This is a genomic window from Campylobacter troglodytis, assembly GCF_006864425.1.
GTDB lineage: Bacteria > Campylobacterota > Campylobacteria > Campylobacterales > Campylobacteraceae > Campylobacter_D > Campylobacter_D troglodytis.
The window spans coordinates 15,212-37,600 of sequence record NZ_QHLI01000021.1 but is presented as its reverse complement, the minus strand read 5'-3'; the positions used below and the strand labels follow the sequence as shown (position 1 = coordinate 37,600).

Sequence of the window (22,389 nt, the reverse complement as noted above, 5' to 3'; positions counted from 1 at the left end):
AAAAGAGCTTCTTCCTTGCGACAAGCTCAAAATGACAAAAGCAAAAATTGTCATTCTAGGCGTGTGCTAAGTATCTCTATTTAAGTCGTTTGAGATATTTTGGCTTCGTCTCAATATGACAAGGGATTTTTTTGCTTGGGCTACCGCCTAAAAGCCCTATTGGGTCGCTAGGCTCAAAATGACAAGAGTTTATTTTGAAATTCAAGCAAATCTTAAAATTTTAGCGAATTTAGCAAATATTCAAGCATTTTATGAAACAAGGCTTAAATTACAGGATTTAAATTCAGCTTTTTTTTAAAAAACTTGAATTTCAAAGCATTTTTTTAATAAACACAAAATCCATTTAAAAACCCTTCAAAAGCCCTTTAAATGCTTTTTAACAGCTTAAATCAAAAACTTCGTCAAAATCCTAAATTGAGACAAACTAATTAAAAATTCACGCTCACCCCCACTTTAAAATTCACAGCTTGTTTCTTTTCATAAAAGATTTTTCTTGTGTTAAAAAGCTGATGAAAGGCATTAAATTCAGCAAAAATATCCACTTCTTTAAAGGCATTTAGCCCTGCAAAAAGCGATATTTGGCTGTCATACCCTCTGTTGTTATCGTTGAAATCATAAAAAAGATCATAGCTTGCAAGCAGTCTCAAACGGTTAAAATTAGCCACCACCCCGCTTTTAAGTCCCGCATAAGCATTGTGTATAAACTCATAACGGTAACCCAAATCCCCCAAGGCATAAAAGCCAAAATCCCCAGCGTATCCTCCAAGTCCAAAGCCCAAGTCCATAGTAGGAAAAAGCCTTGTATCCTCGTTCAAAGCCTCGCTGTAAGCTTTTTGTCCTACTTTTTGATAAAGATTTGGCTCAAATTTCAAAGATATGAGTTTTGAGAAAGATCCCGTGCGAAAGGTATCGGCTACGCTAAAAAGGTGCAAAAGCTCGATTTTATGCACGAAAAATTTGGCTTTGCGTGAATTTTTACTTGAATTTGCTCTCAGCGAGCTTGAATTTAAGCTAGAATTCGCAGCATCTAAACCACTCGCAGCACTTGAATTTGCGTTAAAATTCACGCTCCCACTTGAATTTAAACCCGAATTCACGCCCGAACCGCTTAACTTCCTCGCACCCCAAAGCCCATTTACTCGCACTTCCACAGAGGCTAATCTAGATTCAATCAACTCTTTATAAGCATTGTTTGCGTTTTTTATGTCTGAATAAATGGGGGCAAAGTAAAGAAAAGCCCCGTTTGCCGTGCCTCCAAGGGCGATTTTTGAAGCCTTGCGGGTTTTTAAAATCTCATTGTGTCCGTAAATTTGCGTGAATTTTTCTTTGTTTGGCGGAGCTTTTATCTCTTTTAGCTCGATTTTACCGCTTTTTTCAAGCCTTTGAATGTATTCAAGCGGCGTTATAAAGGGCTTTTTGCCCTTGTGGGCAAAGTCAGCGTCAAGCACAGCCAAAACGCTCTCAATGCCGTTCGTGCAGTTGTGCCGCACAAAGTCATAGGCGATTTCCTTGTCTCTTAGCTCCCACAAATGCAGCAAGAAAAGCCGCATTTTCGCCTGCTTTGCAAGCACCTTAAAGACATAAAGGCTCCTTGCTTCGTTACCAAGATAATCAAGCTCCGCGTTATCATAAGGAGAAAGTGCGTAAAAGCCCCGCAGTGTGCCGCTTAACGCCCCTATGTAATCGAGCGGATTAAAGCCCTCGCTAGTTACCGCAAAATAGCTCATCGCGTAGTCTTGCCTCTCGCCACGCTTTCGCACAAAGGGTGCGTTGTTAATGCTTTTGTTAATGTCCTCACGCACAAGCCCTTGCAAATGCAAAAAGATATGCCCCATCGCAGAGCCCGGATAAATCGTGCTTTCAGCGGCAAATTCAAGCATAAGCTCATCAAGCGGGACGATTTGCAAAAACTCATTTAGCCCCTCGCATTTGCTAGTGTCAATGAGCTTTGAAAAGGTTTCATCGCTGAAATTTTGGGCTATGAAATAAAGCCTTGCAGGATAAAGACAGCGAATGGAGTTTTCAAGGCTTTGTGGATTTTTGGGACTTTGCGTGGGCTTTTGTGAATTAAAATCTTGTGAATTTGTGGCGTTATTTTGTAAATTTTGCTTTGTTTGCGTTGTGTTTTGTGAATTTATTGAGTTATCTTGTGGGTTTTGCGTGGAATTTTGTAAATTAAAATCTTGTGAATTTGTAGCTTGGCTTTGTAAATTTTGCGTGGCTTTTTTGTTTTTTTTCCACAACATCATTTTGAAGCTCAGCAAAAAATTTCTCAATGGTAGCGATATACTCAGCCTTTGGGTCTTTGTAGCCATCTTTTGAAAGAAAAAAATTTGATTTTTTGTTGATGCTAGATTTATTTTTTTCATAATGCAAAAGCGTTTTAAACTCAGCGCTTTCATAAATTTCAGCACTTAAAAGCCTTTGTTTTAGGGCGTTTAAATCGCTTTGCGTAAAATTTAAATTGCTTGCAAAATTTTGTGAATTTTTTGTTGAATTTAAACCGCTCACAAAACTTTGTGAATTTTTTGTTGAATTTAGATTGCTCGTAAGATTTTGTGAATTTTTGGAATTTAAGTCATTTTCTAAACGATCTGAGTTTTGTGCCACATTTAAAGCATTTGAATTTTTTGTGGATTTTAAATTGCTTATTAGAAACTGTGAATTTTCTTTTGAATTTAAATTCAAGGGCGAAGTTGAATTTAAGCTTTTATCAAAATTTGGCGAATTTTGTGAATTTTTCAAGGCTAAATTCAAACTCGTGCTTGAATTTATATCTAAAATTTGGGAACTTGCAAAAAGCAAATTCCCAAAGATAAGACAAAAGCAAAGTAACCGTTTTGGCACGAAATACTTGCCCTATTATTTGCTTCCCACTTTTTTCACAGGAACTACAAAATTTGGATTAGAGTATTCCCACATAGCCCCTGTAACACCGTCTGTTGTAGAACCAGGAAGTCCACCAAAGATTATATTACCCCAAAACCAAGAAGACACGCTTTGCTTTCCTGTGATGAGAAGCTCTGTAGCCTCATAGCCTGGATTATCAGAAGGCAAGATCTTAACCACAGTATCGCTAGATCTGCTGATATTAGCCCAACCAGGCAGTTTTACCTTCGCTCCGTTAATGTCCGCAGTTACTGAATCTCCTGTGTTTGTGTTGAAATTCACCCTTTGGCTGGGCTGATTTGAAATGGTCGCGCAAGCGCTAAAAAGCGAGGCGACAACTAAAACGGTAAAAACCGAAGTTTTGTTTAGATACTTCATATAATATCCTTTAAAAGAATTTTTCAAGCTAACGCCAAAGGCATTAGGGTTGAAAGCTACTCGAAATAAAGCCCTATTTTTAGGGGCTTTTAAAAAATGATAAATTTTTTGTGAAATGAAATGCGTTTTTAAGATTTTGAATGAAAAATTTTGAATTTTTGGCTGAATTTTTGAGTGAATTTTTAAATGTGGATTAAGGTTTGAATATTTTTTTAAGTGTAGATTAAAGTTTTTTGAATTTAATTTGAAAATAGCGGATTTTTGAATGTGAGTTAAATTAGCCCTTTTAAAAGGACTAATCGTGCTTGAATTTAGCTTTGTAAATGATTGAAAGTTGTGGCAATTAACGAGAGAGAGAGAGAAATTCTCCCCAAAATGCTTGAATTTGGCTTAAAGTTGTTTGTGAGCTTAGTTGTAGCTTGTTTGAATTTATTTATGAGTTGAGTTATGCCGTGCTTAAATTCATTTGCAGAATGAGTTGCGTTTTGCTTGAATTTGTTTGAAAGCTTAGTTGTGCTTACTTTGCAAACTGTTTTGAATTTGTAAGCTGTTGTGGCAATCTTGCAAGGTGTTTTGAATTCACAAAAGATTTTGGCAATTTTACAAAACATTTCTAGCTTACAAGATCTTTTGGTAGTTTCGTCAAAAACCACAAGCTCCTTTACCAGATCAAAAATAAAAGCCTTGTGAGTTGCATTAGAAAGAGCATTTACAAGCATTGCTTTTTTATCCCTTAAAGATTAAATTGTAAAGCTTAAATTATATCATTTTTTTTTTTTTTTCAATATGAGTTTTGAAATTTTTTTGCAAATTTTTAAACTCAAAGAGCTTTTGTGAATTTTTAAGGATTTTTTAAAAAAATTAGGTTTTATTAAAACAAATTTTTAAAATAAAATGCCTTTAACAAAAGATCAGAGGCTACTTAAACTGTATAAAATACTTAATTTTTGCTGATTTTAGGGTCTTGATTTTAGAATGCTACGCAAAAAAAGGCTAAATTCAAGTTTTTGCACATTTTCTAACCTGCTTTTTTAAAGGTAGTTAAGCAAGAAGATCTTAGAGCTTTAATTTGATGAGAATCTTAAAATTTTTATCTTAATTATGTTCTGTGCAAATAAAGGTAATTTTAGCTAAAAGTATCAATCGCCAAATTTTTATCTTAATTATCTTTTGTGTCAGTGAAGGATAAAATTTACACCACAAAAACTGGCAAAGAAAATTCAAATCAACTCATAAAAGCGTGAATTTTTGAGCCTCTTTGCCAGTGCTCATAATGACAAAAAAATATTTTTTAAAGGCGATTGATACTTTTAGCTTAATTTTTAAAAAAGTCTTTTAAAAAGCGTAATTTTTTCAAATTCTCTTTAAGGCTTCAAACAAAATGCTTCCCAAACGCACCATATTTGAACCACATTTTATAGCTAGCTCAAAGTCCTTGCTCATTCCCATAGAACAAATACTTGCCCCATAAGTCTTTAAGGCCTCATAAATGGCATAGCTTTGCTCAAAGCTTCTTGCGATTTCTTTTTCATCATCGCTGTGTGCGCCTATGCTCATAATGCCACAAAGCTTGATTTTAGGGCAGCTTTCTTGGATTTGTAAGTAAGTATCTATTGCCTCGCTTTTAGCTAGCCCACTTTTACTAGCCTCATTTGCAGCATTTATTTCAAGCAAGGTTGGCAGAGTATAATCTAGCCTTTGATTTAGTCCAAGGGCTAGTTTTAGGCTATTGCAAGATTGCCACAAGATGGGGCGCTGTTTGATTAAAAGATTTATTTTATTGCTTTGAAGTGTGCCTATGAAATGCCAGTTTAGCTTTAAATTCTCTACCTTTAAGGCATGATCTTCGTTTAAGATCTGCCTTTTTTGGGCAAGGGCTTGGACCTGATTTTCTCCAAATTCGCTAAGACCCAGCCTTGCTAATTTGGCTATGTCCTCAGCCCTTGCATATTTACTTGCTACAACTAGGCTTATGTTTTTTGTTTTTTCTAGGATTTCTTCTAAATTCATTTGTTTTACTTTTGTTTTAAAATTCACAGATCTATGAAACTGGCAAAGATGAAAAGGTATTTGCTGTGTTGTTAAGATATGTTGTGTTGTTAATGAATTAAATGGCGCACCCGAGGGGATTCGAACCTCTGACCTTTTGAACCGCAATCAAATGCTCTATCCAGCTGAGCTACGGGCGCAAGATTAAAATATTTGGCTTTTTGTGTTGAGCTTAAAAGCTTTGTCAAATCAAACTTTTGCAAGAAAGCAAAGTGCTAAGCTGTTAAAAGTTCTCTTTTGTCAAAAAAAGCTCGTCTATCAAGGCAACTTGCTTTGTCGGTAAAGAGACACCGTGCTAAAAAGCCAAGATTTAAGATACTTTGTTAGCAAAGAAACTACGGTTTAAGATGCCTTGCTAGTGTCAAAAAAGCTTTGAGATACTTTGCTAACACTGACAATACTAGTGCTGACAAAACTCAACATTTTATTAAAAAGCCATTAAAATATAAAAACAAGTATTTTATCACAAAAAGCTTAACCTAAAAGCTTTTTTATCTTTTTTTGTTAGCCATTTGATAAATAAAGGCAAAGACCTCTGCAACGGCTTTGTACATATTTTGAGGTATCTCATCTCCTAGATCTAGCTTAGAAAGGATCTCCACTAAATCCTCATCCTCTTTTATGGGAACTCCGTGTTCTTTGGCTAGATTTATCATCTTTAAGGCTTGCTCACCCTTTCCTGTGGCAAGGACCTTTGGAGCACTTTGCAACTCCTTGTTATAGCCTAGTGCTACGGCTTTTTTTATGTTTTTATCCTTTGCCATTATGCTTTTTTGTCTATGCCCATTTGGAAATCATAGTCTCTTTGAGGATATGAGGGTTCTAGCTTTGATCTAATTATATCTCCTACAAAGAAATTTGAGCTTAAAAGCCCAGCCTTACTCAATGCCCTTTTTAGATGATGGACATTTTCATATATGCTTTTTCTAAATTCTTTATCCTCAGCCCTGATGTTAATGTCAAGATATTTGTCTTGTTTAAGTGCTATTAATATATCAAGTTCTCCAAGTCTTGCGAAATTTAGTCTAATTTGGGCAAAATACTTGTCCTTTTTGCCTCTTTTAAAGATGACGCGAGATTGATTTAAATCCTCCCAAAACAAGGGCAAATAGGTATTTATGCTATCATTTGCAAGAGACATTAGCTGGTTAAATTCAATTTGAGCCAAAAGGCGGTTTGCTTGATTGGCCACTGCTTCATTGCTTTCATTTTTGGCTAGATTTGAAACCTGCAAGAGGGTTGATTTAAGATCATTTTTAAGCTCTGTGCTAAGATCAGCCTCATTTTTAGGCATGATCTTAGCTAGATCCTTGCTTGCTTCTTTCATCTTGTTTTCTAAATTTTTAAGATCCAAAAGATTAGTCTTGGCATCTTGAGCCTTTGGATCTAGCTGTTTTAAGGCTTCATTTATCTTTCTGCCAAGATTTGAAAGCTCTTTGCTTAAATTTTCAAGCTCAAACAATTGAGTCTTTTCATTGACAAAAACTAGATTTTTAACCTGAGGAGGCTGGGTAAATTTAGCCTCAGTTAAAAGAGGCTGGGTTTCTTGTGAATTTAAGCTTGTATTTTGAGAATTTGCTAAAACTTGACGGTTTTCTGGTGCGTTAATCTTAATCTCTCTTTGTGTTTCTTTTTGAAACTGGCTTAGATCCTTTGTGGCTTGTTCTTTTTTTACATTTTCTTGCCTTGAAGGCTCATTTTTGGCTGTTTTGCTTTTTACTTCTTCTTTTAGATCCTCTTGTGTTAGGCTTTCTTCTTCTTGCTTTGTAGAACTTTCTTCTTTTAGAACCTCTTTTTCATCCTTTGAGGCTTTAAATTCAGCCTGATCTAGATCCTCGTTATTTGCTCTGTTTCCCTCTTCTTTAATATCTATTTTTTCTAAGCCTTCTTGCTTTGAATTTAAAGGCTCTGTTTTATTTGTAGTTCTAGCTTCTTCTTTTGAATTTAAGGTGCTTTTGTCCTCTTGCCTTGTGGGGTTTGCTTCTTCTTTTGCAAGCCTTGCTTTATCAATTGTGCCTTCTTGTGCTTTTGAGGTTGCTATTTTTTCATCTTTGGTGTTTGAAGGATTTGTTTGTTTTTCTTCTTTTGAATTTAAGGAATTTGTTTGTTTTACATTCTCATCTTTTTGAGAGCTTTGTGAATTTTTATCTACTTTGCCTTGTTGAATTTTATTTTGTGGGTTTAAGTTAGGTTCTTTTTGTGAATTTAAACTAGCGTCTTTTTGTGAATTTGGCTGAATTTTATCCTTATTAATTATGCTTTTTAGAGTCTGTTCTAGCCTTACAAAGCCCTTGTTTAACTCCTTTAAAATGCGGGTGTCTTCTAGGGCTAGGCTTTGAGGGCTTCTTAATTCTTGCTTGAAGGTGCTTTCTAGCTTGTTTAGTTGATTTAGGATCTTTGTGGCAATTTGATCTATTTTATTTTGAGCTAGGTTTGGGTCCTTGCTGATATAATTTTTATAATCCTCAAGCTTTGAGCTTAAATTTAAAAGGGTTTTAAAGCTTGAAGCCTTGTAATTTTCTTGATTTTCGCCCTTGTGGCTTGTGATGATCTCTTTTAAGGCGTTTAGGGAGCTTTTTGGATCAAGATCCTTTGTGGCTAGGTTTATGATCTCGGTTGCTATTTTATCTGAGCTAAGAGATTTTATGGAATTTAAAAGGCTGTGAAAGCTTTTGGGTAAAGTTTCAGGATTGAGAGCATCTTTTAGCTTTGCCTCAAAGAAGACGCCTGAGTTTTTAAAAAGGGGGGCAAGATTGTTTGCTTTTAGCTCACTTGCTGGTTTTAGCATAGTTTCTAGCTTGTTTAAAAGATCAGCAAAAATCTCACTTTTTTTCATTTCATTGGCTAAGAGTTTAATCTCAGTGCTAAAATTTGGAGCGAAATTTAGTTTATTTCCTTGCTTGATTAAGCTTTCACTTAAAGAGCCCTTGCTAAAAAGCTGATCTAAGACCTTATTTACAAGGCTTTTAAGCCTTAAATTCAACTCCTCAGAGCTTAAAACCCTTTGATCTTGATGATTTGAAATAGCACCTAAATTTTTCTTTAGAGCCTGACTGAGCCCTTCTTTTGATTTCTCATCGCTTTTTTGGGTTTTTGCTTCTAAGTTGCTGTCATTTTTGGCATTTGCTATGGTGTTTAAAAGCTGGGTGTTAATCATCGCTTGAAACCATACTTTTGAGATTTCTTTGATAGATGCCTTTTTTGTTAGGCTTATCTATGGCAAAAAGTATTAAGATGGCTAAACTTGCCACATAAAACCAAACAAAGCCCTTGAAATTAAAGGCTTGCATTAAAATTCCAAGCAATAAAGGAGCTAGCAAGGAGCCAAAAGAGTATGAAAAAAGCACAGCTCTGCCAAGTTCTACTCTTTTGTTTTTATCTTCAAGCATATCATTTGCCCTTGCAAGTGCAAGAGCGTAAAGACAAAAGATCCCCATACCCAAAAAGATAGCTAGGAAGTATTGCCAAAACAAGCTAGGATCAAAAAACACATACAAAAGCATAGAAAAAAGGGCTATACAAGCACATAAAATGATAGAAAATTTGCGTCCTAAGCTATCTGATATAAAGCCTATCGCACTTTGTGCTATAAAGCCTCCTAAAATTCCAAAAAAGATGAAATATGAAACCTCAGAGGCCCCATAACCTTGAAGCAAGATAAAAAGAGAAGCCATAGAAAAAAAGCCATTCATAAGCATCCCGCCAACAAAGCTTGTAAGTAAAGCAAGAGGCGCTATGTCTAGGATTTTGGGTAAGGAAATGGGGGTTTTTGCTGGGATTATGGGCTGTTTTATGCGGATTAAATTCAAAGGTATAGAAGAAAACATTATAAAACAAGCAGCAAGTATAAATAAAAGCCTTGCCTCTAAATCAAAGGCTATAAGCAAGATACCAAGGGAAAAGGAGGAGTAAAATACGATCTCATAAAAGCTAAGAACCCTTTGTCTGATGGCATTTTTAGCCTTTTCATTAAGCCAAGATTCAATGATGATTAAAATTCCATAATAACAATATCCCATAATAATCCTCAAAAAAGCCCAAAAATAAACATTTTCATAAAAATTATGCAAGATAATGCAAATGGAAAAGCCAGCAGAAAACAAGCCAAAGGCTCTTATATGCCCTACCTTTGAAATGATGCTTTGAGCCCCAACCGTGCCTATCATAGCTCCCACAAAAAAACAAAAGCCTACAAAGCCCACAAAGCCCTCGCCAATGTCCATTTGCTTTAAAATAATCCCAACAGAACTAACCACAAGGGCATTTCCTATGAAGACAAAGGACATTCCTATGAAGAGTGCTGTCATTGATCTAATGGTTCTTTTAGAACTTATCATTTCTCATCCAAAATGCAAATATAAAAACTGTTAAAACAAGGCTTGAAATTCCAGCTATGAAGGCAAAAATATCAAGCAAATCCCATCTTTTTAAGATCAAAAAACCAAGCACAAAAAGACAGTAAGCAAACAGTTTCGCTAGATTGAAAAATACCCTAAAATTCTTTAAAGCTACCTTAAAACTAGGCTTAAACTCATCCTTTATGATTCTAAATTTAGAGATCCTTGAATTTTTGCTTACTGCTTTTAGAAGTAAAAAATTTGGTCTTTCCTCAAATTTATATGTTTTAGCTTTATTTAAGATATTTTTTTGATAGGATAAAAAGGATAAAAGAATTATACAAAGTGTCATAAAAAAGGCAAATTCATAGCTTAGAAAGAAGGGGAGATTGAGGGTGTTTTTGTATAAATTTAAGCTAAGATATATTATTATATTTACAAGTATAATGATAAAACAAAAGGCTTTTTTTCTTTGCATACAAATTTTAAGCCTTTTGATTCTTTATAGCCTTTTCCTTTGGATATAAAGAATAATGCCAAATGCTAAATCCTATCAAAGCTGCTCCTGAGATGATGTGAATTTTTCTTGTGGAGGGATTATTCATAAACAAGGCAGTTGTGGCTGTTAGGGCTAGGGATATGCCCATGCCTATTTTGGCGAGTTCTTTTTGGCTTTCAAGCGAGAATTTAGCCTCTGTTTTGGTCTCTTCTTTTTTCATTTTTATCCTTTCTTTTTTTATATTTAAGCCTTGCATTTTTCATCACACTTAGAGCCAAAAGGCAAGAAGAAGCAGCCGCTAGGGCAAGAAGCAAGGGCATTAAGCTTGCTTCTTTTTAAGCTTGATTCTTTGCAAGGCGTTAAATAATAAGGCTATGGTAGTGCCATTGTGCATAAAGGCTGTTTGTATGGGGCTTAATCTACCCAAGGAAGCAAGGCTTAAAATGAGGGTATTTACCACAACAGTGATATTAAAGCCTCTTTTTACCTTATGTAAGCAAATGTCTGCTAGCTCCTTTGCCTCAGCCACAGCCTCTATGTCATCCCTTAAAAGCACCAAATCAGCACTAGCCTTTGTAATGTCAGCTCCTTTGCACATACCTATGCCAACATCGGCTTTAATTAAAGCAGGTGCATCATTAACTCCGTCTCCAACAAAGGCTACCTTCTTGCCAGATCTCATAATGTCTTCTAAAATTTCGGCCTTTTCAGTGGGAAGTAGCTGTGCAAAATAGCTATCTAATCCTAATTGCTTGGCTGTTTGAGCTGCTTTTTTCTCGCTATCTCCTGTTAGCATTATAAGTTCTTTAACCCCTGTTTGTCTAAGCCTTGCTAGAACTTCTTTTGTGTTTGAGCGAATGGTATCTTTAAGCAAGATAACGCCCAAAAGCTGACGGTCAAAGCCTATAAAAAGCAAGGTTTCTCCGCTATCTTCAAGCCTTTGAATTTGTGTCTTGTAAGGGGCAAAGGGGATTTTCTCATTGCTTTCTAAAAATCTTCTACTGCCTATGACAACAGCCTTGCCCTCTATCTCGCTTTTAACTCCGTGGGCTACTATGAAGGTTACCTCATCATGATGTATGTGGGTGAAATTTTTTGCCTGGGCTGCTTTTACAATGGCCTGGGCTATGGGGTGAAAATAATGCTCCTCTATGCTAGCTGCTAAATTTAAGATCTGATCGCTACTAAATTTATCTGAAAATGAAACAACATCAAGCACCTCTAAGTCGCCATTTGTAAGTGTACCCGTCTTGTCAAACACAAAGGTGTCAGCCTCTTGCAAGGCTTCAAGCGTCTTTGCACCCTTTACTATGATGCCCTCTCTACCAGCACTTGAAATGGCTGCCTTGAAAGTTACAGGCGTAGTAAGCTTTAAAGCACATGAATAATCAGCTTGCAAAACGCTAGCACTTCTCATTAGATCCCTGCTAAATACATAAGATGATATGGCAAGCCCTAAGGTTATAGGCACGAGTTTATCTGCCATCTTTGAGGCTGACAGTTCTTTTGAGCTTTTTTGCACAAGGGTTTCTTCTATGTAGTTTTTAATCTTTGCTACTGCTGTGTCTTTGCCAACGCTTTCTGCCCAAATTTTAATTGTGCCTTCTTGCACCACTGTGCCTGAGAGCACCTTATCGCCACGAGCCTTTTGCACAGGGGTTGCCTCTCCTGTCATTGAAATTTGATTAACCAAGGCTTCTCCGCTAACCACATGCCCATCGATTAGGATCATATCACCAGCACCGACTATTACTATATCGCCTATTTTTAGCTCATCGCTTGATACTTGCTTTTGATCCACCTTGCCGTTTTTATTTACCTCTATCCACGCTTGAGTTTGAGTTGGCTTTGAAAGCTCCTTTATAAGATCATCACTCTTATACATAGTAAGCTCTTCTATATACTCACCAAGTGCTAGCATAAAATTCGTTGAATTTGCTGTGCGGTAATCTTGCAAGTATAAAGAAATAGCCACAGCCATAGCCTCAAGTGTCCTTGAATTTATGCCGTGATTATAAGTTTCCTCAACACCGCTTAAAAGCAAAGGTGCACAAGCTATGGCAGAGGTGCCAAATTTGGCTGTTTTATTTTTAAGCACAAAGTCAAGAAGCAAGGCAGTTAAGGATCTTGCAACCTCGGCTGAGCTTGGAATTTCACTTCTTAGAGCAAGATAGCTTTCTTCTTTTTTGTGTTTTAGCCCCTGAGTGATTTCTTCTTGCAAAAGAGCTTCGATCTTTTTTTCTATCTGTTTTAAATTTTTAGTGTATAAGATGATGATATTACCCAAAATGGCATTAACCCTAACATCTCTAACACCTTCAATTGCCGAGATAGACATTTGCAAGGATATGGGATTAAGCTTATAATCCTCCCCTAGCTTATAACGAAACCTAGCGCGGTTTTTTGTGCTGTGAAGCAAAGATAAATGAGCACTCATCTTTATGAATTCACCTCCGCCTTGGCATCCTCATAACGTTCTTTAAGCTCCTCAACTCCCATTTCAAACAAGGAGCTAAGCTTTGCAAAGCCTTTTAAGAGTGCTGTTTGGGCATTTTTATTTGTTAGTATAAAAGAAGCAGCAGCACCTATTAAAGCACCTATGATGAAGTCTCTTTGGGTGTTGTTTTGTCCTAGGGTGTTTGAAAACAAAGAGCCTCTTTGATTTTGCATATTTGCTCCTTGATTTATGTTGGCATTTGCATTATTTGCATTGTTGGCATTGGCCGCACCGTTTGTGTTATTAATGTATGGATTATTTACATTTGGCGTGTTGTTGTTTTGATTAGTCATTTTTTCTCCTTTAATAATTTACATTCAGAATGAGAGATCTTATTTAGCGCATAAACTCCAGCAACCCCAGCTGCTAAACAGGCCAAGGCCTCCAAAGAGCTTCTTATAGCTGTTTTACTTTGATCTCCTAAGGCATTTGAAGCAGCTATGCCACTAGCTGCTATGATGCCACCTTCTATGCTTGAACGAATTATATTCTTAGTCATTAAAGCCTTGTCTCTTTGTCCTTGCTTATACTGAATAGCCTCATAAGCAGAGGAAAGCATAAGGGCAAAGGCTGCCCCACTTACTGCGTGCCCCTTAACTGAGCGGGGCATTCCTGTGTCTATTAACATTACTTAACCTTTGTTGTTGTGCCCTTTGTCCTACTGACAGTTTTTGCACCCTTTGTTGTCTTTGTTCTTTGGGATATTTTTTGGCTAAGCTCGCCTACATTATCCTTAAAATCAGCAAAGATCCTCTTAGCCCCTCTTTTGATCTTAGGGCTAAATTCCTCAAATTTATCCTTCATATTATTGATGGTTTTTTGAGAAAATTCTCTTCCTTTTTGTAAATTCTCCTTCACTTTTGGAGAATTTACAATTTTTTTTACCTTGTCTTTTTTTGTGTAAAGCAAGGCCAAAGCAGCACCAGCTGCTAATCCTGCTAGAAATGGTAATGGCATTTTTACTCCTTTTTGTTTGTTAATTCATTAAGTAAGAAGGCTCCAAGGGCTCCAAGCACAGCCCCTCCAAGCAAGGAAAAATTTATCTTGCTTAAAAAGCCTTCAAGTTCTGCTTGACTTAGTTGATTGTTTTGAAGCTTGTTTAGGGTGGCATTAGCCTCTGTGAGAAAGCTTTTTGCCTTTGTAAGCTCGTTTGCAACTGTGTTTGAATTTATAGAATTCACAGTGCTATTTACGGTCTCTAAGGCAGGTAGAATTTCGTTGAAACTATGTGCTTGAAACAAATAAAAACTATCCTTCACAACAAAATCTGCCTCATTTTCTATGAGTGTGTTGTAAAGGGCTATGTTTTCGTTTTCATTTTGGATCAAAAGCCCTAAATCGCTGAGTAAATCTCCGCTTAAATTAAAATTTGCATCCACATAAGCATTGTTTGGAACTGTCTCATTTGCATTTTGCAAATATGAAGCCAAGGTATTTATGTGGGCTTGCTTTAAGTCTATGATAGGTGCTAGGGGGACATTGTAAATACTTGCAAGATTGCTGTAAAGTTGCAAGGACTTATACTCGCAATCCATAGCACTTAAAATATTATTTGTATTTGTCATTTATAAAGCCTTTATTAAGCTACTAAGCCTTTCATATACAAGCTTGGTATCATTTTTGTTTAGCCACAGCTCCCACAAGGTAGGATCAAATGTTTTATCATCGTATTCTATGGTTAAAGAGCCTATGAGTTTATTTATCTTGAAACTTTTAATCATAGGCAGGTTTTTTGCCTCCTCAAAAAAGCTATCAAGCTTAACAGAATCTGCCTTGCCAAAAAGCTCTTTTAATTTTAAACTAGCCCTTAGTCTTATCCTTCCTGGGACGTGATGGATAATTTTGAAATATTGAGCGAAATTTTCTAGCTCTTCTACTGTAAAATTTAGACTTTTTATGGCTTCAAAACTCTTACTCATAGATAAACTTTCAATTTTGATAATAAAACATTTATGTGATTATATTTTAAAAAACTTTAATTTTTGCTTAAATTCATAAACAAAAAAATATTTTATAAATTTTACAAGATCTTTAAGAAAAATTCAAGTTAAATCCAAATTTCAAAAGCTCATTCATAGTAGCTTTGCTGGGGGTTTATGTGAATTTTGTCTTTACTTTTTATAAGCTGAATTTATTTAAAAATAGCTAAAATTCAAACTTCTTAAATTCAAAGGCTATTTTGTAAAAAAATATTAATTTTAGACACAATACCATATTTATCATTCATATTAAAGCGAAAAAGCTAGGCATTTTCTCAAGAAAATACCACAAAATAAAAGCAAAAAATTCACGCAAAAGCGTGAATTTTTAAGCCTCTTTGCCTTTTAAAAACTGTTTTTTCTAAAAAAGTATCACAATGACAAAGCGGCACTTTTTGAAGAGTAGCCAGCCTAAAAAAGCTTGTTAAATACAAAAAGCTTATTTTAAAACTAGGCAAATTTTAGAGCCACTAAAAAGCTAAAATGTAGATTGAAACTATATTTTAAGCCCTTCACACAAGCTAAATCTTTAAATTATAAAACTTTACATAGATATTAAATTCAGCCTTGCAAATTTATTTTTATCATAATGGCTTAAATTCACGCCCTACTTAGGCACAATGGCAAAGGCTCTCACAGGAAAGCCTGGCATTTTCTCAAATTTAGGCACACCTATGAAGATTAAAGCACCCTTTGGCGGTAAGAGGGTGAGATTGTTTAGCACCTCTACTTGATACTTGTTCTGATCTAGGACAAATTTCTCGCTTAAAAGAAAATTATTTTTCACTATATCAACACTTGCATCCGTATCCAAGGTCTCATGTCCTATGGCTAGGGCATCTCTTTGATTTAAAACTAGTTCCAAAGCCTCTATGCTCCACCCAGGAGTATGTGCTAGCCCATCTTTATCTTTGTTGTAAAAATCACCCTTGCCCCATCTCTTGCTCCATCCGCTAGCAAAGGCTACAAAAGAGCCTTTTTCTATCTTGCCATTTTGCTCCTCAAAATCCAAAACATCCTTAGCGCTCAAAATAAAATCAGAGTTTTTTTCCACCTCTTTTTCTTTGTTGATAACCACAAGTGGCAAGATAAGCTCTTGTAATGAAAGCTGCTCTAAGCTTCTTTTGTTTAGGCTAAAATGACAAGGTGCGTCAATGTGGGTGCCATACTGGGTTACAAAGGAAAGTTTATTTACAAAAAAGCCATCCTTTTCAACCGTGTAAAGAGTTTGCGTTTGTAGATCAGGAAAAGCTCCAAATTTTGGGATCAAAGCATTTACAGTGTGGCTTAGTTCTATCCATTCGTTTGCCCTTAAGGTATTTAAAGCCTTTAATAACTCGCTCATAAGTTCTCCTTTCGTTTAAATGAAGAGGGCTTTTTTTGATAAATTCAATGAAAAAGCCCTCTTGTTTCTAACATTATAGCGAATTTAGCTTTGTTTTTAAAAGGATTTAGGGTTTTTTTGCTTTAAAGAAAAATGACAAAAAGATCTTAGAATGAAAGTCTTGTGTAAAATAAAGCTTGATTAAGAGGTTTTGCATATGAACAATTTAAACTCTTTTTTAAAAAAGATAAAATAGCTTGAATTTTAAAAGATCTTCTAACACGCTACACTCTTTATTGATATAAGAATTTAAGAATAATGCAAAAATGGCTTTATGTTGTGAAATATTGCTAGAATTTAAGAAAAAGCCCTTGTGTGGATAAAAGCTTAATAGAAATGCGGAAAAGTTAAAAGCAAATATGGATAAAATAAAGCCTAATAAAAATGCAGAAAATTTAAAGGCAAAGATGATTAAAATTTTAAAGGGTTTAAAATTTAGGAGAAAGTTTCTTCTCCTAAATACAAATTTTACTGCAAGAGGGTTGCTATCTTGCTTTGAAGCACAGAGGTTTGATGAGCCATAGCAAAGGCAGAGGCATTTTGCTTTAAATAATCAGCGTTAAAATCTATTACATTTTGTGCCACATCATCATTAAGCATACCTCCCTCAGCAGCCCTTACGCTAACACTGTTTCTCAAACTCACATTTATGTTTGAAGTGATAGCCTGAGCACCTGCTCCTATGTCTGCTCTTAGGGTATTTACCTGATCTATGAAATTTGTTATGCTGCTTTGATTGCTAACATCCAAATTTGTGGTGTTGAGAGGATTTGCATTTACATTTTCCACAGTGCCTGTGCCAACCACAAAATCAAGGCTTTGAAAGACATTTTTGCCATTATAAATGGCATTATTGAAAGAATCATTTATGGAGGTTATTAAAGCATTTGCTTGAGTATCTATCATCCCTCTTTGTCTGTCATTGAGTGCGGCATTGTTTCTTTGAACTGAGAGTTGATTTAGCTGATCAGCAGTTTCGGTAATGCCTCTTAAACTAGCATCGGCAATTTGCAAAACACCTATGGCATCATAGGCATTTGCCACGCCTTGATCTATGGTATTTGCCTGGGTTCTTAGCTGATCGGCTATGGCTAAATTTGAAGGATCCATTCCATTAATAGCACGAATGGCTGCTATGTTTTGCAAGGCTCTATCGCCACTTTGCCTAGACTCGTTGAGATAGTTTGTTTGTTGCATACTTGTGGGGTTGTTGTTTATAGTCATGGCTTACTCCTTTAATGAAAACTTAATCAATTATACTCTTTTTTGCTGATTTAAAGCTTAAAAAAAATAAAATGGCTTGAAGAATCACAAGCACCTTCACAAGCCTCTCGCTTTGAGCGTGAAGTTCTTTAAATTCATCACTTGCAAGTGCTTCTATGCTTTCTTTTCCAAGCATTATACTTTCTTGAAGCTCGGTTATTGGCTGAGTATAATACAACAAAAAAAGCAAAGATAGTGCCAAATTTATCAAAGCTAAGAAAACTTTTGAAATTTTTAATCTCGCATTGAAATTTTCTCTTAAAGCCACAAGCTCAAAAAGCAAATTCAAAGCACTCACACACACAGCCACATAGGCAAAAGCCAAGAAGATCCCAGACATCAAAAGCCCTCTTGAAAAAAGATCCACCTCAACAGTCAATGGTGTATAAAAGATGATCTTAGCCACCACTATGCCCAAAAATAATTCTATGCCTATAATGCCGCCAAGTAATAATAAATTCACAGCCTTCATTTCTTAACTCCTTTTAATTTATGGCTCAATTAAACTTAATAAGATTTTTTCTAATCAATTTTAAGAAATTTTGATAAATATTTTGTCCTAAATTTTTGCTACTATATCTAAAATTTTGTTTCTTTTAAATGAAAGACAAAAATTTTCTTTTAGCCATAAAATTTGACTAAATGAAACTTCGCAAAGCTCCTTCTACTTGCAGTTACAAGAGTCGTAACGAAGCAAAAAATATTGTCTATACCGTTTATGTGGTTTTATGAGTGTGCAAATTCATTGTTAAAGTGTTTTACAAGGTCTTGAGCTTTTGCTCCGCAAAGGGACGAGTGAAACTAAGTAAAAAAACCACCAAGCCATCGTAGGTTTTCGGACTATCGCTGTAAATACAGCATTTAGGGCATATTAAAAGTCTCTTTATGACAGACAGTAGCTCTTTGACAAAGCAATGTTTTACTACCTATGTATAAACGCTAACCTAGCGTTTATACATACCAACACATAGGCATTTTCTTGCCAACCCCACGCCACGCTTTCCCATTGCTCATTTAGCTCCTTCTACTAGCAATTACGAACCGTAAAGCGAAACAAAAAATATCTTAAAATTTTTCTAAATTGTATCTGCGAAATTCAGAAACAGACCTTTATTTTGCATAGTCGTTAATTTAAAAGCCTTTCAATTTGGTTTAAGTCTAATTAAGTCTAATTTATAGATTTTAGCCCTTTAACTGTCTTTTTTAAAAAGCACTAAATTTGTCCTTGCAAGGCTTTTTAAAAAAGTCAAAGCTTAGGCAAATTCAAGCAAAAGTGTGAATTCTCACACCTGTATAAAAATTCAAGCAAGAGTATGAATTTTCGCATTTGCTTGTGATATTTTGAAAAATGACTAAATTCGCACTAAAAATGACAAAAAATCTTCTTTAAATTCAACTCTGCTTATAAAAAAGATTGATAAAAAATCTTTAAACAACTCAAAATTTTTATAAAGCATTTTAATCTCTCATCCTTGAGGCCATTATGTTTGCTATTATTGAGCCTGATATATTATGCCATACGCTAAAAATAGCCCCTGGCACAGTTGCTAAGGGCATAGTAGCAAAATGAGTAGCTGCTAAGGAGCTAGCTAGACCAGAGTTTTGCATTCCAACCTCTATGCAAATAGCCTTGCATTTTGCATTGTTTAAACGACAAAGCCTAGCCACTATAAAGCCTAGCAAATAGCCCAAACAGTTATGAAGTGCTACAACGGTTAAGATTAAAAAGCCAACCTGCATTAGCCTAGATGAATTTGCACCAACAACCGAAGCCACTATGCAAACTATAGCAAGCACAGAGATCAAAGGAAGCACCTGCGTTAATTTGCTTGTTAGCTTATGAAAGAATTTATTTATGATAAAGCCCAAAGCTATTGGGATAATAACTACTTGAAGTATGGATACAAACATACTAAGAGCATTTACCTCTACCTTTTGCCCAGCATAAAGCAAGGTTAAAAGCGGAGTTGCAAACAAGGCTAAGATAGTAGATACAGAGGTCATACCCACAGACAAAGCCACATCTCCTCTTGCAAGATAGGTCATTACATTGGAGGCTGTGCCTCCTGGGCAAGTGCCTACTAGGATAAGTCCTACTGCTAGATCCGTAGGCAGATCAAAGAGCATAGCGAGGATAAAGGCTAAAAAGGGCATTATGCTAAACTGTGCTATAGCTCCTATTATGAGATCCTTTGGTCTTGTAAAAAGCACCTTGAAATCCTCAAATTTCAAAGTAAGCCCCATACCAAACATAACTATCATTAAAAGATAGTTGATATAACTTGTCTTTATGAGGCTAACTGAACTGGGGAAAAACAAGGCCACAAGGGCTACAAGCAAGATTATAATAGCCATATTTTTGCCGAAAAAATCACTTATCTTTTTTAAAAACTTCATCTTTTAACTCTCATTTAAAAGCTATTTAAAGCCAAGATATTTATCTTGTCCTTGCTAAAAGAATTATTATACATTGAAAACATAAATTCAAGCAAAAAGATTTAAATTTGGCTCAAGACAATTTAAGCGGATTTTCTCTTATCAATTTTAATAAAATTTGATAAAGATTTTGTCCTAAAATTTTTGTCTTAATTTTGTTTCTTTTAAATGAATAACAAAATTTTCTCTTTTAGCCATTAAATTTAGTAAGCCTAAACTTTGCAAACTTCTGCTTACAGTTACAAGAGGCTTAACGAAGTAAAAAAAAATCACAATTTCGTTTATGTGGTTTCGCCCATTTACAAACTCGTTTTTTCTATGTTTTACCATATAATGTGCCTTTGCATACAAATCCACCAAGGCACAGTAGGCTTTGAATCTTTTCTAAAATTGTGATTTTCTACATCTGCAAAGTCCCTTATAATCGGCAATAGCTCTTTCGCCAAGCAGTGTGTAACTACTTGTGTATAAGCGCTAACATAGCACTTTAACAAGCCTTTTGCTTACAGTTACGAGTGAAACGAAGTAAAAACACAGATGTCTTTTTACCAGCCCCACATCCACGCTTGACACGCACACCACCGAAATAACTTTCATCAACTTCAATCTCACCGCTCATTTTAGAAAGCTTTTTGCATTCTTTGGCTATCAAAATGCGAATTTCTTTTACACACAACTTTGTTGTGAAATTTGACAAATTTCAGCGATTTTTTCGCCTCTAAATCAAGGGCGAAATACTTAAAAATTCCTTAAATTTCTTTTCATAAATTTGGAAATGAACTATATGTTTATTTTTCATCTAATTTTCCATACTTTAAAATGATCTTGTATCAAATTAAAATATCTTGAGTCATTTTTAAAAAACTACAAGGTGCCAAACAATCTTGCCTATATGAAAATTAAATCTTTTCAAAAATATTGCTAGAAGCGAGGTCTTAAAAGGCTTCGCTTTTTTTAATTTCCCAAAAGAATATAGTTTTTATTCGCTAAATTTTTAAAGCTTAAAGAATTGCTTAAACTCACGCAAGCCTTACTGCTTGAAGTGCTGGTAAAATCAGCATTTATTAGGGCATTTGTAGCATTAAGCACTCCGGCCTTAGAAGTGTCATTTGGCTTGAGTATGTTTTGATTTTGTGCCTTGGCTAAATTTTCTATCAAGGTTTTAACACTATCATTTGTAGCTATGCCAAGTGCTAATACATTACTTTCGTTGATAAAGACAAAGCGAACGCATTCCTCATCATTACCCACCTTAAATTTTACTATCCTTGTGCCTGTAAAATTGCTCAAATCCACATTTTCAAGCTCTGTTACATTGCTCATAGAGGCTGTGTTTGAGAGCATGTCGTTTTTAAGGGCGTAAGAGCTTAGATCGCTGATGATGGTTTTTATGTTGCTTAAAGCCTTGCTTATCTCAGCCTCATCTTTGCTTGCTGTAAGTCGTGGCAAGGCAATGGCTGCTAAAATGCCAAGTATGATGATGACAAAGATCAGCTCAAGTATGGTAAATGCTCCTCTCACAGCTCTTCCTTTTTTGAATTTATTTAATTTTGGCTTAAGGGCTATTTTTGTAAAAATCTTAATTTATAGTATAAACTTGTTCTTTTATCATAAAACTTAGTTTTAAACTTTTGTAATAAGGCTACTCAGTAAATTGCAAGGCAAAAACTAAAAAATCTCTTTTCCTAAAAGGCTTAACTTAAAGCTATTTTGCAAGACTTAGTAACAAATATCAACGCTTTTTGACAAAAAAATTTAAAAAGCACTTAGTAAAAAATTTTAAATACATTTAAATCAAGACAAAGCAAGTTTGTTTAAATAAAAATATTACAAATAACGCTATTTTTAAAACAAGATCTTTAAATTCTTAACTTTTTTAAAAATACTTTCAAATTTTATACAGTAGATCTGTGAATTTTAAGCAGATCTCATATACTTATTTTAACTTTTTCTATACATTTTAAGGCTCAAAATGCCTTAACAGGATTTTTTCTTATCAATTTTAATAAAATTTGATAAAGATTTTGTCCTATAAACTGCTTTGTGTCAAAATTTACATAAATTTACACCCTAAAAAAATGCTTATTTTTAGGGCTTATTATATCCTCGTTAAGACATACAAAGTCCTTTCTTTCATAAAGCTCACAAGCAGCCCTTGCTATCATCAAGGCATTATCCGCACAAAATTCAAGCGGTGCAAGCAAGAGCTCGCATTCATAATCCTTGCAAAGTGTTTGAAGCTGGGCTCTTAATCTTAAATTCGCACTTGCTCCGCCCACCACGCCAAAAGCCTTGAATTTATGCTCTTTAAAGGCTCTTTTTACCTTATCCATCAAATGAGCCACGGCTGCTTCTTCAAAGGCATAGGCTATCTCGCTTTTTTGTAATTCACTTAAATTTGAATTTAGGCTTGAATTTTCACTTGAATTTGAAGTGCTGCTTGAATTTAAGTTTGAACTGTGGTTTGAATTTAAATTTGAATTTAAGGTCGAAGCATTACTTGAATTCACAGTTGAATTTAAATTTAAAGTGCTGTTTAAATTTAAACTTGAAATTAAGCTTGAAGTGCTGTTTGATTTTAAGTTTGAACTGTGGTTTGAATTTAAACTTGAAGTTAAAGTCGAAGCATTGCTTGAATTTAAACTTAAATTTTGACTTAAATCACTGCTTGAATTTTC

Annotated in this window: 23 protein-coding genes, 1 tRNA gene and 1 pseudogene; all 25 read right to left on the bottom strand. The window is 35.1% G+C overall.

Annotated elements, in window-relative coordinates; translation table 11 throughout:
- Positions 1 to 428: 428 nt before the first annotated feature.
- Positions 429 to 2,249: a lipoprotein N-acyltransferase Lnb domain-containing protein gene (locus DMC01_RS05945; RefSeq protein ID WP_185908758.1), complete on the bottom strand. Its 1,821-nt coding sequence runs from the start codon at positions 2,247 to 2,249 to the stop codon at positions 429 to 431.
- Positions 2,176 to 2,847, bottom strand: coding sequence for a DUF7843 domain-containing protein (locus DMC01_RS13360; RefSeq protein ID WP_185908756.1), 672 nt, complete (start codon positions 2,845 to 2,847; stop codon positions 2,176 to 2,178). Before DMC01_RS13360 ends, DMC01_RS05945 begins: the two co-directional genes overlap by 74 nt.
- A 15-nt stretch (positions 2,848 to 2,862) precedes the next feature.
- Complete coding sequence (locus DMC01_RS05940; protein WP_142693355.1) at positions 2,863 to 3,267, bottom strand: hypothetical protein; 405 nt, start codon at positions 3,265 to 3,267, stop codon at positions 2,863 to 2,865.
- A gap of 311 nt (positions 3,268 to 3,578) precedes the next feature.
- Entirely contained in the window at positions 3,579 to 3,986 is a 408-nt protein-coding gene (locus DMC01_RS05935) for a hypothetical protein (RefSeq protein ID WP_142693354.1), read from the bottom strand.
- A gap of 634 nt (positions 3,987 to 4,620) precedes the next feature.
- Entirely contained in the window at positions 4,621 to 5,304 is a 684-nt protein-coding gene (locus tag DMC01_RS05930; protein WP_282432261.1) for a YggS family pyridoxal phosphate-dependent enzyme, read from the bottom strand.
- Between the two features lie 75 nt (positions 5,305 to 5,379).
- A tRNA-Arg gene (locus DMC01_RS05925) sits at positions 5,380 to 5,456 on the bottom strand.
- Between the two features lie 351 nt (positions 5,457 to 5,807).
- The gene (locus DMC01_RS05920) at positions 5,808 to 6,080 is read right to left on the bottom strand and encodes a FlhB-like flagellar biosynthesis protein (protein WP_142693352.1); all 273 of its coding nucleotides are present in this window, start codon (positions 6,078 to 6,080) and stop codon (positions 5,808 to 5,810) included.
- On the bottom strand, positions 6,080 to 8,473 hold the full coding sequence (gene fliK, locus DMC01_RS05915) for a flagellar hook-length control protein FliK (protein ID WP_142693351.1): 2,394 nt from the start codon (positions 8,471 to 8,473) through the stop codon (positions 6,080 to 6,082). The genes DMC01_RS05920 and fliK overlap by 1 nt, the downstream gene beginning before the upstream one ends.
- Positions 8,466 to 9,650, bottom strand: coding sequence for an MFS transporter (locus DMC01_RS05910; protein ID WP_246059056.1), 1,185 nt, complete (start codon positions 9,648 to 9,650; stop codon positions 8,466 to 8,468). Before DMC01_RS05910 ends, fliK begins: the two co-directional genes overlap by 8 nt.
- Positions 9,640 to 10,131 (bottom strand): hypothetical protein, encoded by a 492-nt coding sequence (locus tag DMC01_RS05905; RefSeq protein ID WP_142693350.1) that lies wholly within the window; start codon positions 10,129 to 10,131, stop codon positions 9,640 to 9,642. The genes DMC01_RS05910 and DMC01_RS05905 overlap by 11 nt, the downstream gene beginning before the upstream one ends.
- A gap of 7 nt (positions 10,132 to 10,138) precedes the next feature.
- Entirely contained in the window at positions 10,139 to 10,372 is a 234-nt protein-coding gene (locus DMC01_RS05900) for a hypothetical protein (RefSeq protein WP_142693349.1), read from the bottom strand.
- Positions 10,341 to 10,472 (bottom strand): hypothetical protein, encoded by a 132-nt coding sequence (locus tag DMC01_RS15880; protein WP_282432260.1) that lies wholly within the window; start codon positions 10,470 to 10,472, stop codon positions 10,341 to 10,343. Before DMC01_RS15880 ends, DMC01_RS05900 begins: the two co-directional genes overlap by 32 nt.
- The gene (locus tag DMC01_RS05895) at positions 10,472 to 12,589 is read right to left on the bottom strand and encodes a heavy metal translocating P-type ATPase (protein ID WP_142693348.1); all 2,118 of its coding nucleotides are present in this window, start codon (positions 12,587 to 12,589) and stop codon (positions 10,472 to 10,474) included. Before DMC01_RS05895 ends, DMC01_RS15880 begins: the two co-directional genes overlap by 1 nt.
- Positions 12,590 to 12,591: 2 nt before the next feature.
- Positions 12,592 to 12,942: a YtxH domain-containing protein gene (locus DMC01_RS05890; protein WP_142693347.1), complete on the bottom strand. Its 351-nt coding sequence runs from the start codon at positions 12,940 to 12,942 to the stop codon at positions 12,592 to 12,594.
- The gene (locus DMC01_RS05885) at positions 12,939 to 13,277 is read right to left on the bottom strand and encodes a hypothetical protein (RefSeq protein ID WP_142693346.1); all 339 of its coding nucleotides are present in this window, start codon (positions 13,275 to 13,277) and stop codon (positions 12,939 to 12,941) included. Before DMC01_RS05885 ends, DMC01_RS05890 begins: the two co-directional genes overlap by 4 nt.
- Positions 13,277 to 13,606 carry a hypothetical protein gene (locus DMC01_RS05880; protein ID WP_142693345.1) on the bottom strand — a complete coding sequence of 110 codons (330 nt, stop codon included), beginning with the start codon at positions 13,604 to 13,606 and terminating at the stop codon, positions 13,277 to 13,279. The genes DMC01_RS05885 and DMC01_RS05880 overlap by 1 nt, the downstream gene beginning before the upstream one ends.
- Before the next feature lie 2 nt (positions 13,607 to 13,608).
- Positions 13,609 to 14,214, bottom strand: a complete 606-nt coding sequence (locus DMC01_RS05875) for a ferritin family protein (protein ID WP_142693344.1) — start codon at positions 14,212 to 14,214, stop codon at positions 13,609 to 13,611.
- Complete coding sequence (locus tag DMC01_RS05870; protein ID WP_142693343.1) at positions 14,215 to 14,568, bottom strand: HMA2 domain-containing protein; 354 nt, start codon at positions 14,566 to 14,568, stop codon at positions 14,215 to 14,217.
- Between the two features lie 667 nt (positions 14,569 to 15,235).
- Entirely contained in the window at positions 15,236 to 15,973 is a 738-nt protein-coding gene (locus DMC01_RS05865; RefSeq protein ID WP_142693342.1) for a cyclase family protein, read from the bottom strand.
- 507 nt (positions 15,974 to 16,480) lie between these two features.
- Entirely contained in the window at positions 16,481 to 17,236 is a 756-nt protein-coding gene (locus DMC01_RS05860) for a flagellin (protein WP_142693341.1), read from the bottom strand.
- A 22-nt stretch (positions 17,237 to 17,258) separates the two neighbouring features.
- Positions 17,259 to 17,738, bottom strand: a complete 480-nt coding sequence (locus DMC01_RS05855) for a DUF4149 domain-containing protein (RefSeq protein WP_185908754.1) — start codon at positions 17,736 to 17,738, stop codon at positions 17,259 to 17,261.
- 995 nt (positions 17,739 to 18,733) lie between these two features.
- Entirely contained in the window at positions 18,734 to 19,672 is a 939-nt protein-coding gene (locus tag DMC01_RS05845; protein WP_142693339.1) for a bile acid:sodium symporter family protein, read from the bottom strand.
- 112 nt (positions 19,673 to 19,784) lie between these two features.
- Positions 19,785 to 20,510: pseudogene (locus tag DMC01_RS16540) on the bottom strand (IS1595 family transposase).
- A 155-nt stretch (positions 20,511 to 20,665) separates the two neighbouring features.
- The gene (locus tag DMC01_RS05830; RefSeq protein ID WP_142693337.1) at positions 20,666 to 21,232 is read right to left on the bottom strand and encodes a prepilin-type N-terminal cleavage/methylation domain-containing protein; all 567 of its coding nucleotides are present in this window, start codon (positions 21,230 to 21,232) and stop codon (positions 20,666 to 20,668) included.
- Positions 21,233 to 21,774: 542 nt separating this feature from the next.
- Positions 21,775 to 22,221, bottom strand: a complete 447-nt coding sequence (locus tag DMC01_RS15875; protein ID WP_282432262.1) for a tRNA (adenosine(37)-N6)-threonylcarbamoyltransferase complex transferase subunit TsaD — start codon at positions 22,219 to 22,221, stop codon at positions 21,775 to 21,777.
- Positions 22,222 to 22,389 lie beyond the last annotated feature (168 nt).

What these genes read in the sequence shown, in the direction of transcription:
- DMC01_RS05945 (WP_185908758.1), bottom strand. Translation starts at nt 2,249, where the DNA reads ATGATGTTGTGGAAAAAAAACAAAAAAGCCACGCAAAATTTACAAAGC.
- DMC01_RS05940 (WP_142693355.1), bottom strand. Translation starts at nt 3,267, where the DNA reads ATGAAGTATCTAAACAAAACTTCGGTTTTTACCGTTTTAGTTGTCGCC.
- DMC01_RS05935 (WP_142693354.1), bottom strand. Translation starts at nt 3,986, where the DNA reads ATGCTTGTAAATGCTCTTTCTAATGCAACTCACAAGGCTTTTATTTTT.
- DMC01_RS05920 (WP_142693352.1), bottom strand. Translation starts at nt 6,080, where the DNA reads ATGGCAAAGGATAAAAACATAAAAAAAGCCGTAGCACTAGGCTATAAC.
- fliK (WP_142693351.1), bottom strand. Translation starts at nt 8,473, where the DNA reads ATGATTAACACCCAGCTTTTAAACACCATAGCAAATGCCAAAAATGAC.
- DMC01_RS05905 (WP_142693350.1), bottom strand. Translation starts at nt 10,131, where the DNA reads ATGCAAAGAAAAAAAGCCTTTTGTTTTATCATTATACTTGTAAATATA.
- DMC01_RS05900 (WP_142693349.1), bottom strand. Translation starts at nt 10,372, where the DNA reads ATGAAAAAAGAAGAGACCAAAACAGAGGCTAAATTCTCGCTTGAAAGC.
- DMC01_RS15880 (WP_282432260.1), bottom strand. Translation starts at nt 10,472, where the DNA reads ATGCCCTTGCTTCTTGCCCTAGCGGCTGCTTCTTCTTGCCTTTTGGCT.
- DMC01_RS05895 (WP_142693348.1), bottom strand. Translation starts at nt 12,589, where the DNA reads ATGAGTGCTCATTTATCTTTGCTTCACAGCACAAAAAACCGCGCTAGG.
- DMC01_RS05890 (WP_142693347.1), bottom strand. Translation starts at nt 12,942, where the DNA reads ATGACTAATCAAAACAACAACACGCCAAATGTAAATAATCCATACATT.
- DMC01_RS05885 (WP_142693346.1), bottom strand. Translation starts at nt 13,277, where the DNA reads ATGTTAATAGACACAGGAATGCCCCGCTCAGTTAAGGGGCACGCAGTA.
- DMC01_RS05880 (WP_142693345.1), bottom strand. Translation starts at nt 13,606, where the DNA reads ATGCCATTACCATTTCTAGCAGGATTAGCAGCTGGTGCTGCTTTGGCC.
- DMC01_RS05875 (WP_142693344.1), bottom strand. Translation starts at nt 14,214, where the DNA reads ATGACAAATACAAATAATATTTTAAGTGCTATGGATTGCGAGTATAAG.
- DMC01_RS05870 (WP_142693343.1), bottom strand. Translation starts at nt 14,568, where the DNA reads ATGAGTAAGAGTTTTGAAGCCATAAAAAGTCTAAATTTTACAGTAGAA.
- DMC01_RS05865 (WP_142693342.1), bottom strand. Translation starts at nt 15,973, where the DNA reads ATGAGCGAGTTATTAAAGGCTTTAAATACCTTAAGGGCAAACGAATGG.
- DMC01_RS05860 (WP_142693341.1), bottom strand. Translation starts at nt 17,236, where the DNA reads ATGACTATAAACAACAACCCCACAAGTATGCAACAAACAAACTATCTC.
- DMC01_RS05845 (WP_142693339.1), bottom strand. Translation starts at nt 19,672, where the DNA reads ATGAAGTTTTTAAAAAAGATAAGTGATTTTTTCGGCAAAAATATGGCT.